The organism is Microbulbifer maximicatervae (SeqCode), assembly GCF_052466985.1.
On record NZ_CP174298.1, the window covers coordinates 2,887,573 to 2,903,547 of the forward strand.

Annotated in this window: 13 protein-coding genes; 2 read left to right on the forward strand and 11 right to left on the reverse strand. The window is 53.6% G+C overall.

The window, feature by feature from the left end; translation table 11 throughout:
* Nucleotides 1-35: 35 nt before the first annotated feature.
* The gene (gene hrpA, locus ACJJI3_RS12805) at nucleotides 36-3,950 is read right to left on the reverse strand and encodes an ATP-dependent RNA helicase HrpA (protein ID WP_444939968.1); all 3,915 of its coding nucleotides are present in this window, start codon (nucleotides 3,948-3,950) and stop codon (nucleotides 36-38) included.
* Nucleotides 3,951-4,116: 166 nt separating this feature from the next.
* Between hrpA and ACJJI3_RS12810 the strand changes: the two genes are divergently transcribed.
* Both ACJJI3_RS12810 and ACJJI3_RS12815 read left to right on the forward strand, forming a co-directional pair.
* Nucleotides 4,117-5,610: a peptide MFS transporter gene (locus ACJJI3_RS12810; protein WP_444939969.1), complete on the forward strand. Its 1,494-nt coding sequence runs from the start codon at nucleotides 4,117-4,119 to the stop codon at nucleotides 5,608-5,610.
* A gap of 12 nt (nucleotides 5,611-5,622) precedes the next feature.
* Nucleotides 5,623-6,870 carry an amidase family protein gene (locus ACJJI3_RS12815; protein WP_444942557.1) on the forward strand — a complete coding sequence of 416 codons (1,248 nt, stop codon included), beginning with the start codon at nucleotides 5,623-5,625 and terminating at the stop codon, nucleotides 6,868-6,870.
* 16 nt (nucleotides 6,871-6,886) lie between these two features.
* Here ACJJI3_RS12815 and ACJJI3_RS12820 read toward each other — a convergent pair whose 3' ends face one another.
* From ACJJI3_RS12820 to dnaX, 10 genes are all read right to left on the reverse strand, one after another.
* Nucleotides 6,887-8,068, reverse strand: a complete 1,182-nt coding sequence (locus ACJJI3_RS12820; protein ID WP_444939970.1) for a vWA domain-containing protein — start codon at nucleotides 8,066-8,068, stop codon at nucleotides 6,887-6,889.
* Nucleotides 8,069-8,168: 100 nt separating this feature from the next.
* Entirely contained in the window at nucleotides 8,169-9,014 is an 846-nt protein-coding gene (locus tag ACJJI3_RS12825) for an AAA family ATPase (RefSeq protein ID WP_108731892.1), read from the reverse strand.
* Between the two features lie 172 nt (nucleotides 9,015-9,186).
* Complete coding sequence (locus ACJJI3_RS12830) at nucleotides 9,187-9,867, reverse strand: YEATS-associated helix-containing protein (RefSeq protein WP_108731891.1); 681 nt, start codon at nucleotides 9,865-9,867, stop codon at nucleotides 9,187-9,189.
* Between the two features lie 415 nt (nucleotides 9,868-10,282).
* Nucleotides 10,283-10,663, reverse strand: coding sequence for a hypothetical protein (locus tag ACJJI3_RS12835; protein ID WP_282934168.1), 381 nt, complete (start codon nucleotides 10,661-10,663; stop codon nucleotides 10,283-10,285).
* Between the two features lie 219 nt (nucleotides 10,664-10,882).
* The gene (locus tag ACJJI3_RS12840) at nucleotides 10,883-11,332 is read right to left on the reverse strand and encodes a YcgN family cysteine cluster protein (protein WP_444934934.1); all 450 of its coding nucleotides are present in this window, start codon (nucleotides 11,330-11,332) and stop codon (nucleotides 10,883-10,885) included.
* 10 nt (nucleotides 11,333-11,342) lie between these two features.
* A complete protein-coding gene (locus ACJJI3_RS12845) occupies nucleotides 11,343-11,630 on the reverse strand; it encodes a YcgL domain-containing protein (RefSeq protein WP_444939971.1) in 288 nt (95 codons plus the stop codon).
* Nucleotides 11,627-12,757 carry a ribonuclease D gene (gene rnd / locus ACJJI3_RS12850; protein ID WP_444906347.1) on the reverse strand — a complete coding sequence of 377 codons (1,131 nt, stop codon included), beginning with the start codon at nucleotides 12,755-12,757 and terminating at the stop codon, nucleotides 11,627-11,629. Before rnd ends, ACJJI3_RS12845 begins: the two co-directional genes overlap by 4 nt.
* Before the next feature lie 9 nt (nucleotides 12,758-12,766).
* The gene (gene recR / locus ACJJI3_RS12855) at nucleotides 12,767-13,372 is read right to left on the reverse strand and encodes a recombination mediator RecR (protein ID WP_444939972.1); all 606 of its coding nucleotides are present in this window, start codon (nucleotides 13,370-13,372) and stop codon (nucleotides 12,767-12,769) included.
* A 30-nt stretch (nucleotides 13,373-13,402) separates the two neighbouring features.
* Entirely contained in the window at nucleotides 13,403-13,747 is a 345-nt protein-coding gene (locus ACJJI3_RS12860) for a YbaB/EbfC family nucleoid-associated protein (protein ID WP_413664473.1), read from the reverse strand.
* Nucleotides 13,748-13,802: 55 nt separating this feature from the next.
* On the reverse strand, nucleotides 13,803-15,779 hold the full coding sequence (gene dnaX, locus ACJJI3_RS12865) for a DNA polymerase III subunit gamma/tau (RefSeq protein WP_444939973.1): 1,977 nt from the start codon (nucleotides 15,777-15,779) through the stop codon (nucleotides 13,803-13,805).
* Nucleotides 15,780-15,975 lie beyond the last annotated feature (196 nt).

Consider the following 15,975-nt stretch of genomic DNA (forward strand, 5'->3'; position numbering starts at 1 on the left):
AAATTTTTTTTGTGATCTCTTTTCCATAGAGAAAATCAACCAAGCAAACCTTTCCCATCAATTTCTGCCCATGACTTGCTTAAGCGCTTGGATGACACCGGCATCAGGGTTTTTAGAGTCTGCGCGAATAAGGAAACACGAAATTCCTCCAACATCCAGCGAAACTCACGCAATTCTGCCTCTGCAGAGAGTTCTCTGGGTGAATATTTCTCCACTTGCGCCAAGTAAGGCTCCGCCGCCTTCTGGTATTCAACTTGCAGTTTTCGGTCACGGTTAGGGTCGAGAGCGGCCTTTTCCAAGCGCATTGCAATCGCCTTCAGATAGCGACCGTACTGGCGCAGCCATGACAGCGGAGTATCAAACAGGCATCCTCGGTAGAAGAGCCCAGCCAGTTGCTGCTGGATATCCCCCACCGCCATTGCGACCGCCAGGTTTTTCTGCTGCTTGATTTGTTTGCGCAGGGGCACTAGCTGGGCCAGGGCCTTGACCAACAGATCACCAATCTCCTGGGCCACCCCCACCAAGTCACTGTCATTTTCCAAAGCGGCCAGGAATTCAGCTTCGGTGCGCGGCAACTCCTCTTTGGGCCAGAAAACTTCGCGCACGGCTGCCATCAATATGTCGTCAGCTACCTCCTCACGACGCCCCAAATCTGCTGCAGAAAGCCCCAGCTCCTTGCCTCGCAACAGCTCTTTGCGCAGATACTTCACCTTCTCCGGCAAGTGCAGCAGAGCCAAACGGCAAATACCGGCGCGAGTAAGCCTGCGAGCCTCGCTGGGGTTATCCAGTAGCTTCAGGGAGACACTGTCTTTTCCTTCAACCAGCGCGGGGTAAGCCCGCACCTTGAGCCCGCCCTGGTTGAGGGTATGGGTCTCTGGAAGATCACCGAAGTCCCAGCGGGAAATACCCTCCCGCTCAAAACTGTCGCCAGCCGTTGCCAGCCCCTGCTGTACCCTATCCCGGTAGCGCGCCTGCAATAAGGCCAAATCCCGATCTTGATCCAGCAATTTACCGGCTTCATCCATCACCTGGATATTGAAACGGTAATAATCTTCCAGGGCCTGTTCCGCAGACTCCCACACCTCATCTGGTAGCTGCTGCGCTGTCTGGCGTTTCAGCTCCAGAGCCAACGACTGCCACAACGGGGTATTGTCTGCACGCAGTCGGGGCAAAGCCTTATCTATCGCAGCCGGCACTGGCACAAAATACTTGCGCCACTGCTTGGGCAGGGCTTTTACCAGAGCGATGCACTTGTCCCGCAAGATGCCCGGCACCAACCAGGAGAGGCGAGCTGCCGGCACCTGGTGCAGCGCTGCAACCGGCACCTGTATACTGACGCCATCATCCACACTGCCAGGCTCAAAGTGATAGCTGAGCGGATAGACAATACCGCCCGCCTGTAACTCATTGGGGAATTGGGCCTCTCCCACATGATCGGCACTCTGCTGCATCAATAAGTCGCGGGGAATAAACAGCAGCTGTGTATCGCTGGATTCCGCTTTCTTGCGCCAGTGCTCAAATCCGGCCAGGTTGACGATATCCGCTGGGATACGCTCATCGAAGAAGCGGTACACCACTTCATCATCCACCAAAATATCCCGACGACGGGATTTAGCTTCGAGCTCTTCCAGGGACTTCAACAGGTCGAGATAGTGCTTATAAAATCGCCCCTTACCGCGATAGCGTTGCTCCACCAGTGCCTGGCGAATAAACACTTCCCGCGAAGTTTGCGGGTCCAGTTTGCCGTAGGGAATTCGGCGTTTTTCCACCAGCACCAAACCGTAAAGGGAGACCTTCTCAAAGGCCATCACCTGCCCGGAGCGAGCGTCAAAATGGGGTTCAAAATAATTGCGCTTAACCAGGTGCTGCGCAGCGGCCAATATCCACTCGGGCTCGACCTTGGCTACGGTATGGGCGAACAGGCGGCTGGTCTCCAGTAACTGGGCAGACACCACCCAGCGGGGTGGTTTTTTAAATTGACCAGAGCCTGGGAAAATATGGAATCGACGATTGCGGCAGCCGTTAAACTCCTTGTTTTCATCCCGCGCGCCAATATTGCCCAGCAACCCCACCACGACGGCTCGGTGTATCGCTTCGTATTCCGCTGGCTCTTTGTTTTCTTTAACTTCGAGATCGCGACAAGCCACGCGCAACTGATGGTGGATATCTCTCCACTCGCGCATACGCAGCCAGGAAAGGAAGTTTTTCTGGCACCACTTGCGCAACTGATTTTGACTCAGTTCCTGACGCTGGACTTCAAAGGCATCCCATAGCTGAACGAAGGATAAAAAATCCGATTGTTCATGCTGCCACTGGCGATGTTTTTCATCCGCAGCCTGGCGTTTTTCTGCCGGGCGCTCGCGCGGGTCCTGCACGGCGAGAGCGGCGACAATAATCAAGAGCTCCCGCGCACTGCCATTCTCCGCCCCCGCCAATAACATGCGGCTCAGGCGCGGGTCCAAAGGCAACCTTGATAGGGATCGCCCCAATTTAGTGACTCGGCCCTGCTCATCTACCGCCTGTAATTCCTGCAGCAATTTATAGCCGTCATTAATCAGTCGTGGGTCCGGCGGATCGACAAATGGAAACTCGCGGATATCACCGATACGCAACTGCAACATTTGCAGAATGACTGCGGCCAGATTCGTACGCAAAATTTCCGCATCAGTAAATTCCGGGCGCTGCTCAAAATCCCGCTCTTCATACAAGCGCACACAAACACCGGCGCTGACACGGCCACAGCGACCGGCACGCTGGTTGGCGCTGGCCTGGGAAACCGGCTCTATAGGCAGCCGCTGAATTTTACTGCGATAGCTGTAGCGGCTCACTCGTGCAGTACCCGGGTCGATCACATAACGGATACCGGGCACCGTAATAGAGGTCTCCGCCACATTGGTAGCGAGTACAATGCGACGGCCTTTATGGCCGTGGAAAACTTTGGCTTGCTCCGCAAGGCTCAAGCGGGCATACAAGGGCAGCACTTCCAATTGCGCTATCTGTGCATCGCGCAAAGCCTTGGCGCACTCGCGAATTTCCCGCTCGCCGCTCATAAATACCAGGATATCCCCACCGCGCCGGCTGCTGGACTTTTCCTCGTGCAGCAATTCCTCCACAGCAGTGACCACCTGCTCGTTGAGATCTGCATCCGTATCCGCTGCGGGGCGATAGTGAACTTCTACCGGGTAAGTTCGACCGGAAACCTCGATAATCGGCGCATCTTCAAAGTGCCGGGAGAATTTTTCCAGGTCGATGGTGGCCGAGGTAATTATCAGTTTCAGGTCAGGGCGCTTGGGCAGAATGGTTTTCAAATAGCCCAATAGAAAATCAATATTAAGGCTGCGCTCATGGGCCTCATCAATAATCAGCGTATCGTATTTATTTAACAGGGGATCGCGCTGAATTTCAGCCAGCAGGATACCGTCTGTCATCAGTTTGACGTGGGTATGCTCGGTGCTGTGGTCGGTAAAGCGCACCTGGTAACCGACGGACTCTCCCAGGGGCTGCCCCAGTTCCTCAGCAATTCGATTGGCTACAGTGCGCGCAGCAATCCTGCGCGGCTGCGTGTGGCCGATCTGGCCGTAAATTCCCCGGCCCAGTGACAGGCAAATTTTTGGCAACTGAGTGGTTTTACCAGAACCGGTTTCACCGGCAATCACTACAACCTGATTTTTCTCGATCTGCTCGGCGATTTCCTCCCGCCGCGCTACCACTGGCAAAGACTCCGGCCACTGCACTTCCGGCAACTTGCGCCGACGCTCCTCCACCAGGGTCTCAGACGCTTGGAGCTGCTGCTCCAATTGGGCCAATATGCGATCTACCGGCTTGCCCTCTTTTTGGCGCCGACGTACATTTTTGACGGTCCTGCGCAACCCATAGCGGTCACGCCCCATGGTCGCGGAGATTCGGGCTTGCAGCGCCCCCAGTACTTTTTCTGCTTCGGTGTGACTCATAATTCGTACAGCAATGGCAAACGCGGGATTATACCCCCTGCGCACCGCAGGGCTATCAAACCTTATTGTGGCGCTCATCTATACTGGTACGAATAGCACTTCTTCTGAGGGGCACGGCCTTTACTGCTAGTGCAATTCCTCAGGGTCATACCTTGCGAGCAGTACTATGCAAGAGATCAAGCCCAAGCCCCCTACCAGCGCAGGCCAACTGTTTGGCCACCCCAAAGGACTCTTCCTGTTGTTTGGCACCGAGATGTGGGAACGTCTCAGCTACTACGGCATGCGCGGTATTTTTGTCTTCTACCTGACCTCTACAGCGACTGCGGCAGTCTTCGGCTGGGAACAATTGACCGATACCGAATTGCAATCCAAAGCCCTCAGCTACCTGGGCTGGTACGCAATGCTGGTCTACCTGACCCCCATTATCGGCGGCTGGATGGCGGATAATCGCTGGGGCCAGCGCCGCTGTATTATGTTCGGCGGCACCTTGATGATGCTGGGACAGTTCGCCCTGGGATTTCCCCACGGTTGGCTGCCAAATGGCAGCCAAATTTATATGTTGTGGATCGGGTTGGCCTTGCTGATTATCGGCAACGGTTTCTTCAAGCCAAATATCTCTACCATGGTCGGGGACCTCTATGAAGAGGGTGATCACCGCCGGGACACTGCCTTTACCATTTTTTATATGGGTATCAACCTGGGCTCTATCCTCGGTTACCTGGTGGTGGGCTGGATTGGAGAAAAGGTGGATTACCAGCTGGCCTTTATCGTCGCTGGCCTTGGCATGTTAGCCGGCCTAATCCTGCAGTTGACCCAAGCCAAGCGCTACCTGGGAGAAATCGGTGTAGAACCTTCTGCGCACCTGGAACTGAAAGACAAGAAAGATGAGGACGTCGATAAGCGCCGCCCACTGACTCAAGAGGAGCGCGACCGCATCAAAGTTATTTTGGTGCTGGGTGTGTTTATCGTGATTTTTTGGGCCGGCTTTGAGCAGGCTGCCGGCTCAATGAACTTATTCGCCAAATATCGAACCGACCTGAATGTACTGGGATGGGAGATTCCAGCCAGTTGGCTGCAGATGGTAAACCCTCTGTTTATTATTATCCTCGCGCCGATTATAGCCAGTATCTGGGTAGGCATGGGAGACCGGGAACCCAGCTCACCGGCCAAATTCAGTTTGGGACTGGTTTTTCTCGGCGTGGGTTTCTTATCCATGTGCGGTGCCGCCCTGCAAATTGGCGATTCAGAGACCATTAAGGCGAGTATTTGGTGGTTGGTATTTGCCTATATTTTCCACACCATTGGCGAACTTTGCCTATCGCCAATTGGGCTCTCTGTCGTAACTAAATTATCTCCGCTGCGCTATTTATCCCTGATGATGGGGCTTTGGTTTGCCTTTATTGGTATTGCCAACAAAGGAGCCGCAGAGATCGGTAAACTCGTTGGTGTATCCGGTCCACTCGCAACCTTTGGCGGAGTAGCCCTGGCCGCAATTATTGCCGGAATTATCCTGTATTTTATTCGCGAGAAACTGGTGGACTGGATGCACGGTGCAGAAGAGGTTCACGTAAAGGTGGGCGAAACCACCAAGGAGGAACTGAGCATCACCGCCGATCACGACGGTGTACCGCCGAAGCATTTTAGCGGCAATGACAAATAAGGGAGCCAACCCATAAAAGGCGTATTTTGCGAGCACGGACCTCGCTCTTTAACGTTATCAGATTCCGGGCCGCTAACAGGCGTGCGTTTAGCGGTCAAAGATCTCTTTCAATTGAAAGGGGAGAAAAATACGGCAGGCAGCCCCGAGTGGTTCAATACTCACCCCCCAGCCAATAAAACTGCACTCAGCTTACAGCAATTACTGGAGGCCGGCTCAACCTTTACTGGGTTTACCCACCTTGATGAACTCGCCTACAGCATGCAGGGGAGTAATTTACATTACGGTTCTGCCGACAACCCTAAACTGCCCGGCTATTTTTGTGGGGGTTCCTCTATGGGATCGGCCGCCGCCGTGGCCTCAGGAACAGCCGATATTGGCTTAGGCACCGACACCGGCGGATCGGTGAGGGTACCTGCAAGCTATTGTGGTTTATTCGGCATTCGAACCAGTCACTCACTTATTCCTACCGACGGTGTTATCGGTTTAGCACCCTGCTTTGATACTGTCGGTTGGTTTAGTCAAACTCCTTCATTACTTGTAGACGTCGGCAAAATTTTAATCCCGTCACAGCACTTATCCGCAAATAAAGTAACCCGCCTGGTTACTTGCCCCGAGATCAGTCAACTGGCAGATACGCCTATTCAATCAGCAATCCAGGAATTTATTCCTACATTAAATAATCAATTTTCTATCTGCGAGATTAAACACCTGTCTGACATTGAATTACTGGGCGAACTGGCGGATGTATTCAGAATTTTGCAGGGCCGCGCCATCGCCAATACTCACGGAGACTGGTTGCGAAAATACCGGCCGGTATTTTCAGAGGACATAGCCACAAGAATTACTATGGCCCTATCAATTACCGATGATGAGATATTCTGGGCCAACGAAAAACGACAACAGTGGTGCAAGTTGATGGAAACATTACTACCGGACAACAGTAGCGTTTTACTAGTACCAACCACCCCCACAACCGCAATTAAGAAAGGGACCGATAGTGAATCCAGAAAATTACAAACAAATCGCCAGCGACTATTGGGTTTAACCGCTATTGCAGGGCTTTGGGGCGCCCCCCAGTGTCATCTGCCGTTGTTTTCTATCGTAGAAAATGGGATTAATACTGGGGGAAAAGAGATAGAGAAACCCAGTGGCTTCTCATTGATAATGACTCCACGAAGCGATTTTTCGCTTCTCTCTCTAGTTGAGCAACTAACGAAACCCCTCGAAGGAATAGCAGGCAGCACCTACGGTGCTACCTGAAAAAGCGATCAGCCTTTTAACGCCCTTTAACCAAATAAGCGATGGCTCGATCCAACCCCTCCAGGGTCATCGGATACATATGCCCGTCCACCAGTCTCTGGGTCATACCAATACTGGGAGTATATTGCCAGTACTCCTCTCCTACAGGATTCAACCAGATCAGGTTACTGTAGGTATCGGTAACACGCTCCATCCAGGCCGCACCGGGCTCCTCATTCATATGTTCGACACTGCCGAAACGACTGGTAATTTCGTAGGGCGCCATAGACGCATCGCCGACAAAAATTACTTTGTAGTCCTTGCCATAGGTGCGCAGTATTTCCAGCAGCGAGGTATTCTCGCTATAGCGCCGCTGGTTGTCTTTCCACACATGTTCGTAAACAAAATTGTGGAAATAAAAATATTCGAGATGCTTGAACTCGGAACGACAGGCGGAGAACAGTTCTTCACAGACGCGCACATAGGGGTCCATAGAGCCCCCTACATCGAAAAAGATCAGCACCTTAATCGCATTATGTCGCTCCGGCACCATTTGAATATCCAGTAACCCGGCGTTGCGTGCAGTAGAGGAAATGGTGTTATCCAGATCCAGTTCCTCTGCGGCCCCGGTGCGGGCAAATTTGCGCAACTTGCGCAGAGCCACCTGGATATTGCGGGTACCCAGACTGATACTGTCATCCAGATTTTTAAACTGGCGCTTCTCCCACACTTTTGACGCCGAGCGATTGCGTCCCTTACCGCCCACACGGATACCACCGGGATGATAACCGCTATTGCCAAACGGGCTGGTGCCGCCAGTGCCAATCCAGCGATTACCACCACTGTGACGCTTCTTCTGCTCCTCTAGACGCTTCTTAAATTCCTCCAGCAGTTTTTCCAAGCCACCGAGGCTTTGTACCTGGGCCTTTTCCTCTTCGCTCAGCTGCTTCATAAATTCTGCACGCAGCCAGTCCTCGGGAATCATTTGTTCGACAATGTCGTCGAGGGTCTCAAGGTCCTTAAAATAGGCGTTGAAAGCGCGATCAAATTTATCGAAGTGCTTCTCGTCCTTGACGAGGCAAACGCGGGCAAGGAAGTAAAACTCCTCAAGGTCGGCAAACACCAGGCGCTGCTGTAATGCCTCAAGCAGGGCCAGCAGTTCGGTGATGGTTACCGGTAATTTATAGCGGCGTAAATTCTGGAAAAAGCCAATCAGCATAATAATTCGCAGTCAGCACAGGGAAAAAATAACACCCGGTTAAACCGGGCCGAAATCACCGAGGACAACCTAAGCCCTCGGTGACATTAACCAACACAGTTTAGCGATTATCGCGACGGGCCATAAACGCCAGGCGCTCCAGCATATGGACATCCTGCTCGTTTTTCAGCAGGGCACCATAGAGCGGCGGAATGGCATTGCTGCTATCGCTGTTTTTCAGGATCTCCCCGGGAATATCATCAGCCATCAACAGCTTGAGCCAATCGATCAGCTCAGAGGTAGAAGGCTTTTTCTTCAGGCCTGGAACCTCGCGCAGCTGGAAGAAAATATCCATTGCCTCAGCCACCAGCTGCCCTTTGATCCCTGGATAGTGCACATCGACAATTTTGCGCATGGTGTCACGATCGGGGAAGCTGATGTAATGGAAAAAGCAGCGGCGCAAAAAGGCGTCCGGCAGTTCTTTTTCGTTGTTGGAAGTGATAATTACGATGGGGCGCTGCTTGGCCTTGATGGTTTCGCCAGTCTCATAGACAAAGAACTCCATGCGATCCAGTTCAACCAGCAAGTCGTTGGGGAATTCGATATCCGCTTTATCGATTTCATCGATCAGCAGCACTACGCGCTCATCCGCCGCAAAGGCCTCCCAAAGCTTACCGCGCTTAATGTAGTTGCCAATATCGTGAACCTTATCCACCCCCAGTTGGGAGTCCCGCAGGCGGGATACCGCGTCGTACTCGTACAGGCCCTGCTGGGCTTTGGTGGTGGATTTAATATGCCACTGGATCAGCTTTAGTCCGAGGCTCTCTGCTACCTGCTCGGCGAGCAGTGTTTTGCCGGTGCCGGGCTCACCCTTGATCAATAGTGGGCGCTGCAGGGTAACGGCCGCATTCACCGCCATCTGCAAGTCTTCGGTCGCTACATAGCTTTCGGTACCGGTAAACTTCATAACTGCTCCAATCCTGTCGTCGAGGCTAACTATCTCTTTTAGCGAATGATAATTGAACAACAGGTTGGGGGCGAGGCGGTAACGCTCAATTTGGATGACCAGCTTGCGCTGGGGAAACTTGCCAGTCCCGCAGGGCGAGCCTTGAAAGTACGCGTGGGCTTACCGAAGCAGCCTAGGCCATCTGGGTACTGCGGCGGTGTACAACCTGGCGACCTTTGCCGGTGATATACCAGCGGATGCCCAGGTGACTATGAATTTTCCCGACCATCTCCAGCACCAGCAAGCTATTCAAGGCGCGGGCTATAGAATTGGTTTCCATACCGCTGTCCTGCACCATGCCGGAAAGAGACCGAAATACACACTCCCCGGTATTTAACAAATGCAGCACCTGTAGGGCATTGTCATCCAATTTACGGATCTGATTGAAATCGATGGTCGGCCCCTGCTCGGGATCGCCCTCAATTTCATGCTCCAATAGGGGCATCATTTCCAACTGCATGGTGCGCAGTTCCTGCTCCATATTCTCTACTCGGGCGCGGGCAATACTGGCGTCGCGCAACTGGCGCCGCGCGGCGTTAAACACGAACATACGGGACGCAATTGCAGCGAGCAGGCAGTAACCGGTAAAAATCAATAAACGCGAGGGGTCACCCTGGATTTCTATCAACAAGTCACTCTGGGTGAATTTAAGGAATATCGGCACCATCAAGGCGCCACACAGCCCCATAATCAGGCAACGTGCGAGCCCCGCTGGATCTTCTTCGGTAAACAGCATTTGATAGTAATTGACCAACCCACCCAAAATGCCCGAAACCAGCATTACTGCAGTCAATATAAGCAGGTGATCGAGCATCAGTATTCCTCAGCCATTCGGCTCTCACTGCCAATCCGGGCAAGTGGGTATTGAACTGAATATTTCACTCTATTCACGACTGCCCTTGCCCTCTTCCCCTATTAGGTGCGAGGTACTTCCCACATGCTGGATACAGCCGCCTCTTGTTGTTACTGGATACCTGGCAGAAAAGTGACACTGCTTTTACATTGTTTTGCATTGCGCCACAGCGGGAACCAGCTTAATAGATATAGCAGCTGTCATTGACTGGGGTTGTCGGTCTAAAGGGTTTTAGCGCCTTTGATACGAGCAACCGAGTGAAGGCCTGGATATAGGCGTCGAGGAGGGACGATGGCTGCGCAAGTGAATTAAAGTGCAACAAAAAATACTGGGTGAATGGCTACCCTGCCCTCAGGCATGACAGCCATATCTTGGGTTATTGTTCGTTAAAGTAGGGATCTTCATCAAAGCGACGACGCCTGTCCCGGCGAAATCTCATCAGCAAGCTGACAATCCCCCAAACAACCATGATCGCCAGGGCTCCACCCGAAGCGAATATCAAATTGGTAGTGACCTCTGGCGCCGCTCCATTTTCTTCAAACAGCGTTTGATAAACAAATAGCGGCAACACCGGCACAGCAACTGACTCCGCTACAGAGGTCTTTGCCGGCGCCAGCAACACCGCCGCAGCCACTAACAGTAGAGTCTGGCGTACCCAACTCCAGCGCCAATTGCGCATAAACCACCAGCCCGCCAACAGCATAACCAGTGTTGAAGCGGCGTATACCATCCAGGCAAATTGGAAATCTTCTGTCATTCTCTCACTCTACTTTCTGGCACACCGATCCAATATCGGGCAAATATGCCAGGGTCCTTTACATCGTCACTCGCTCGGAACCGGCATATTTACGCCGCTTCGCAGACAAGCACTGCCAGCGATAATTAATTCGAAGAATCGAATCAAGGAGTTACTCAGAGGCTCCTTAATTATGCGCAATATCCAAAGGCGTTCACAGGTCGCAGTTCCCGTTTGCGATCAACCCTGTTCAACCCAAGAGACAATATGATCCTCCATATCGTCTGGATGAACCGACTCTTCACTGACAACGCGCCCACGCACCGATATCCCCGCCCGATGTACGGATTCCGGGTCCCCCGACACCAGTGGGTGCCAGTCCGCAAGAGGGCGCCCTTCCGCAAGACTGCGGTATGCGCAGGTGAGCGGCAACCAATCGAATTCGGCAATATCCTCTATACGCAACTGAATACATCCGGGAACATGGGCTTTGCGCTGGCTGTACTCACTGCACTGGCAGGAATGGGTATCCAACAGGCGGCAGGCCACATTAGTGAGGTAGACCTCACCCGTATCCTCATCCTCCAAGCTGTGCAGACAGCAGCGACCACAACCGTCACAAAGCTGCTCCCACTCGGATCGACTCATTTGCTCCAGCGTTTTCCGCCGCCAAAAAGGCTCCTGTGCCATTTAGCTCGACTCAGCGTTGCAACTTGCTGTTCTTCAGCGCGATTTCACTCATTTCGGAATCGGCTATTGGCGGCATCTGTAAGTAATAGCCGCGAGTGAGCACCTCTTTGAGCAACTTGTCCGCCTCTGCACGGGCCAGCTTTTTGTCCGGCGTCACCAACATCGTAGTGACGTGCTGCGGCTTGCCGAAAAGCTCCAGTAGATTTTTGGGAACCCTCGCAGTGCCTTCGCGCTTATCCACGTACAGATACATTTCGTCTTTATTTGGACTGCGATAAATATCGCATAAAACTTTCACTTCAATTCCTCTTTACGCAATTGTTTCAGAGCTTCGAGCAAAGGGTGGCCAATCACATCGGCCCGCCATCCTCTGAGCCGGCCCTCTAACTCGGGTCGACGGGCCTGGACCAAGGCTTCCAGCTCTTTTTTGCGAATTAATATTTCGGCAGGCAACCCGGCCCGCTCGGCAATAGACACCATCTCAAGTCGCAGTTGCTTGAGGATCTCTCCCTGCTGCCGGTTGAGGGGCTGCTGCATTCGCGCAGGTGGATCGCTTCTCTCGCAGGCTTGGGCAACGATCTTTAACAGAGCTTCGCCGTGCTCACGCAGAGCTCGCCCTTCCATACCCAGTTGGCTCAAGGCACCTCTATGCCGCGGCAACTGTTGGGCCAGGCCGAGACAGATATTCTCTTTCAACAAGTGATTGCGCGGCATATTCAGCGCCCTGGCCTGCTTTTCGCGCCAGGCACACACATCCTGTAGCACTGCCAGTTGTTTACTGCGCAGGCGCCAGGCACCTTTCACTTTTTGGTAGTAAATCTCAGGTGGGCTCGGGTTTCGAGCCGTGACCACCAATGATGCACAGTCTTCCTGCAACCACTCCAGGCGCCCCTTCGCATTGAGGTCCTTTACCAGTACGCCGTAGAGTACCGGCAACCAAGCGACATCGAGGGCGGCATAGGTTTTCTGTGCATCGCTGAGAGGTCTCTGCAGCCAGTCCGAGCGGGTTTCACTCTTGGGCAACTCTATATGCAGTAGCTGGTTAACTGTCGCCGCATAACCCAAGCCTGCTCCCATACCACAGATTGCAGCGGCAATTTGGGTATCAAAAATGGGCTCGGGAATCACGCCTAGCAAGCGCTCCAGGGTTTCCAGGTCCTCACTACAACTGTGCATGATTTTAGTGACAGCGGTATCGAGCAAGAGGTCGCGAAGCGGCTGTAACTCCTCAATCGCCAAATTGTCGATCAGGTAGCAGTGTTTTCCATCACCTACCTGGACCAGGGCCGGTTGGGGATAAAAAGTTCGGCTGCGCATGAACTCGGTATCCAGGGCTACCGCACTCTGCTTGCGCCACTCTGCACACAACTCTACCAGCTGCTCGTAACTGTCGACCCAGCGTGGAGTGGTATCTATTTCTGTCATCGATATCACTCAACTGCCGGAGAAAAATGCGGTTCGACTATTAAAGGCGTGGGCGAGAGTGCCGCCATCGATATACTCTAACTCTCCGCCGATGGGTACACCGTGGGCAATCCGGCTCACCGTCACCCCCTGGGCACGAGCTCTCTCCGCAATGTACTGCGCGGTAGCTTCACCTTCTACCGTAGGGTTAGTGGCGACAATAAGTTCACGCAACTGCTCAGTAGCGAGCCTCTGCTCCAGCAAGTCGATCCCCAGGTCCCCCGGGCCAATACCATCGATGGGCGAGAGATGCCCATGCAGGACAAAGTAGCGACCGTGGTAATTACCGGCCTGCTCAATAGCCAGAACATCAGCGGGCGTCTCAACCACGCACAGTGAGTCCTGCTCGCGCCGGCTATTGCTACACAATGAGCAAACGGACTCTTCTGTGAGGGTGCGACACTGCCCACAGCGCCCCACTTGTTCCACCGCTCGCGCCAAACTCTGGGCCAGCAGGGAGGCAGCTTCCCGGTCTTTCTCCAACAGGTACATCGCCATGCGCTGCGCGGACTTGGGGCCCACACTGGGCAGACAGCGGAGCGCGCGGATCAGCTCTTCAATCAGGGGACTAAACATACAAACTCAAAACCAGTGGATGGCCACTTCTTAAAAGGGGAACTTAAAGCCTTCAGGCAAATTGATACCTGAAGTCAGGTCTCCCATCCCCTGCTTTTGCAGTTCCTGTGTTTTTTCCTCTACACGGCGCACAGCGTCGTTGACCGCAGCGGCCAGCAGGTCTTCCAGCATTTCCTTCTCTTCGGTCATCAGGGAGGGATCAATTTCCACAGATGTCACATCGTGGCGACCATTCATCGTCACCTTGACCATACCCGCCCCAGACTCACCGCAGATGCGAAGCTCAGTCAGGTCCTGCTGCATCTTCTGCATTTTTTCCTGCATATCGGCCTGCATTTTCTGGGCCTGCTGCATCAAATCGCCCAAACCTTTCATAGGTAACCTCTATCTTGTGCATGTGGCCCCGGAATAAACCGGGCCCTAATTGTCATTAATCTTCTACTACTAGTGATTCTACGGAGCCCGGCACCAGTTCCGCACTCAATTCTGTCTGTAATTCTTGAACCAGTGGGTCAGCGACCAGTGCATCCTGGGCAGCTTCTAGCCGCGCTTGGCGGGTAGAAGCGACTAATCGGGCGGGGGTACTCCCATGTACCTGCCCTACTTGGATCTGCGCCACCACAGGCTGCTGGAAGAAATCAGCCAGAGAGTCCCCAAGGCGCCGCTGGTGAACTTCGTCGTAGAGGCTACTGTAGGATTCATCCAGGGTGAACGAGAGTATATTGTCCTGCCTGCCCACCATCTCCAAGTGCTGGGCAATAGAGTGCAAAATACCGGTAATACCCAGCTGTCCATACATTACCGGCCAACTGCCAGGCGTTAATGCTTCCAAACGCCCTTTTGGCACTTCCTGACTGCGGCTTTCTACCGGAGCCTCCCGCGAGGTATTCACCGTATTTTGTGGTACTGGTTGCTGTGGTGCCGGCGCCGACTCCACTTCCGCAACTCGCTGGCGAAGCTCGGCCAGGACATCTTTACGCTGGGGACGCTCTTCTTCCACTCCCTGGACAGGAGGCGGGCTTGTAATTTGCTCAGGCTGAGCCTCCGTCTCTGGCTCACTGATCATTTCAGTTGGGGCTGCAGGCTCTGCCTCCCTTTGCTCTGCCTGATTCTGCAACGGCTGCAGGCCCTGCACTGCCTGCGGGGGAGCCACATCAACCTTTGTAACAGCCTGCGGCTGTGCCGCTTCAGGCTTTTTTGCCGGACTGACCTCCGGTACTTCTGGCGCTACAGGGGCCTGTGGCTGTAGCGCTTCTAGAGCTGGTGCTGGTGAAACGGATTCGGAAGCCGATGGCAGAGGAGAACGGGGAATATCCGCAACTCCCTGAGGGCGGAAGGCCAGCATCCGCAGTAGAGCCATTTCAAAGCCACTGCGCTGATCCGGGGCCAAGGGCAAGTCACGCCGGGCCAGCAGGGCCATCTGGTAATACAGCTGCACATTTTCCGGTGCGATACGCCCAGCTAAATTTCTCAGTCGCTCACCATCACCCAGGGAATTATCGATAGATTGCGGCAACACCTGAGCCACTGCGATACGGTGCAGGTTATCGGCGAGTTCTGCCAGCGCAGCACTGTAATCAGGGGCCTGCTGAGACAACTCAGCAACTGTGGCAAATAAAGCCTGTGCGTCCTCTTCAGACAAGGCTTGCAGCAGCTTCCACACCAAACCGGTATCGATACTGCCCAGCATACCGCGCACTTCTGCCTCGGTAATTTGCCCCCCACCAAATGCGATGGCCTGGTCAGTAAGACTCATCCCATCTCGCATACTGCCATCTGCGGCGCGACCGAGATGCCACAGGGCTCCTTCTTCAAACGGAACCTGTTCCTGCTCCAACACAAACTTCAAGTGCCCCACAACCCGCTCGGGGCTCATATTCTTCAGTTTGAACTGGAGACAGCGGGACAGCACGGTAACCGGCAACTTCTGCGGATCAGTCGTTGCCAATAGAAACTTCACATGGGGAGGCGGTTCTTCGAGGGTTTTTAACAGCGCGTTAAACGAGCTGTTCGACAACATATGGACTTCGTCGATCAGGTAAACCTTGAAGCGGCCCCGGGTCGGTGCGTACTGCACGTTCTCAAGCAGTTCACGAGTATCTTCGACCTTGGTACGCGAGGCTGCATCCACTTCGATCAAGTCAACAAAACGGCCATCGGCAATCTCATTGCAAGTGTGGCACTGGCCACAGGGTTCAGAACTAACTCCCTCTTCACAATTCAGGCACTTGGCCAGGATTCGTGCGATCGTGGTTTTACCCACACCACGGGTACCGGCAAAGAGGTAGGCGTGGTGCAAGCGGCCATTATCCAGGGCGTTGATCAACGCCTGGAGAACATGCTCCTGTCCCACCATCTCGCGAAACAGCTTCGGCCGCCACTTCCGTGCCAGTACTTGATAACTCATTCAATCTCCGGTGCTCGACACACCTCTGCAGGGTCTTATTGTCTGCGCCTGTGGCGCGGCCGCCATTATACCGGCATCCACCGTCAGGCATAGAGAATCGGAGAGTGTGACCATTCAAGTTCGATCGTACCTCTCGTAGCGAAACCAATGCTTGTGATATAACTGTGCGCCAGCTCGCACTAAGAACAATCAGTCC